This window comes from Paenibacillus xylanilyticus (assembly GCF_013359935.1).
GTDB classification, from domain to species: domain Bacteria; phylum Bacillota; class Bacilli; order Paenibacillales; family Paenibacillaceae; genus Paenibacillus; species Paenibacillus xylanilyticus.
In genome coordinates this window covers 1-1,238 of the sequence record NZ_JABMCB010000071.1, presented here as the reverse complement: position 1 = coordinate 1,238, position 1,238 = coordinate 1, and the positions used below count along the sequence as shown (strand labels likewise).

Sequence of the window (1,238 nt, the reverse complement as noted above, 5' to 3'; positions counted from 1 at the left end):
CTTGTCACCCAGGAACGTCGGAGAGCCTTCCTGTTCAATATCATCATCAAAAGCAGCAAGTTCATCATAACCCGCCACATCCACCGACTTTTCACGGTAGTTTTTTGCCGCTTTACCGCCCAGGCACCAGAAGCCACGCCCATTAGTGAAACGCTTCATGGTGAGCGTGTTATCCCGGTGCTTTTTGCCATACCACGGGGCCAGCGCCAGCAGCGACGGAATATCACGAATAGTCGGCTCAACGTGGGTTTTCATAAAGTTCTCGGCATCACCATCCGTCGGCAACCAGATAAGGGTGTTGCGCTGCTTATGCTCTATAAAGTAGGCATAAACACCCAGCAGCATTTTGGAATAACCGACACGGGCAGACTTCACCACATTCACCTCACGGATGTAGTCGCTGCCCATCGCATTCATGATGGCCCGCTGAAAGGGCAGTGTTTCCCAGCGCCCTTCCTGGTATGCGGATTCTTTCGGGAGATAGTAATTAGCATCCGCCCATTCAACGGCGGTCTGTGGCTCCGGCCTGAACAGTGAGCGAAGCCCGGCGCGGACAAAATGCCGCAGCCTGTTAACCTGACTGTTCGATATATTCACTCAGCAACCCCGGTATCAGTTCATCCAGCGCGGCTGCTTTGTTCATGGCTTTGATGATATCCCGTTTCAGGAAATCAACATGTCGGTTTTCCAGTTCCGGAAAACGCCGCTGCACCGACAGGGGGAGCCCGTCGAGAATACTGGCAATTTCACCTGCGATCCGCGACAGCACGAAAGTACAGAATGCGGTTTCCACCACTTCAGCGGAGTCTCTGGCATTCTTCAGTTCCTGTGCGTCGGCCTGCGCACGCGTAAGTCGATGGCGTTCGTACTCAATAGTTCCTGGCTGGAGATCTGCCTCGCTGGCCTGCCGCAGTTCTTCAACCTCCCGGCGCAGCTTTTCGTTCTCAATTTCAGCATCCCTTTCGGCATACCATTTTATGACGGCGGCAGAGTCATAAAGCACCTCATTACCCTTGCCACCGCCTCGCAGAACGGGCATTCCCTGTTCCTGCCAGTTCTGAATGGTACGGATACTCGCACCGAAAATGTCAGCCAGCTGCTTTTTGTTGACTTCCATTGTTCATTCCACGGACAAAAACAGAGAAAGGAAACGACAGAGGCCAAAAAGCTCGCTTTCAGCACCTGTCGTTTCCTTTCTTTTCAGAGGGTATTTTAAATAAAAACATTAAGTTATGACG

2 protein-coding genes are annotated in these 1,238 nt (G+C 52.1%); both read right to left on the bottom strand.

Features of this window, described 5'->3' with window-relative positions:
- The coding region (locus HP552_RS00555) for a phage terminase large subunit family protein (protein WP_139758551.1) at positions 1-597 on the bottom strand (597 nt) is incomplete at its 3' end.
- Positions 572-1,117 carry a DNA-packaging protein gene (locus HP552_RS00550; protein WP_000453580.1) on the bottom strand — a complete coding sequence of 182 codons (546 nt, stop codon included), beginning with the start codon at positions 1,115-1,117 and terminating at the stop codon, positions 572-574. The genes HP552_RS00555 and HP552_RS00550, both read right to left, overlap by 26 nt.
- Positions 1,118-1,238: the final 121 nt, after the last annotated feature.

Bases quoted from the DNA above. Each gene is read 5' to 3' on its own strand.
- HP552_RS00550 (WP_000453580.1), bottom strand. From the start codon at position 1,117: ATGGAAGTCAACAAAAAGCAGCTGGCTGACATTTTCGGTGCGAGTATC.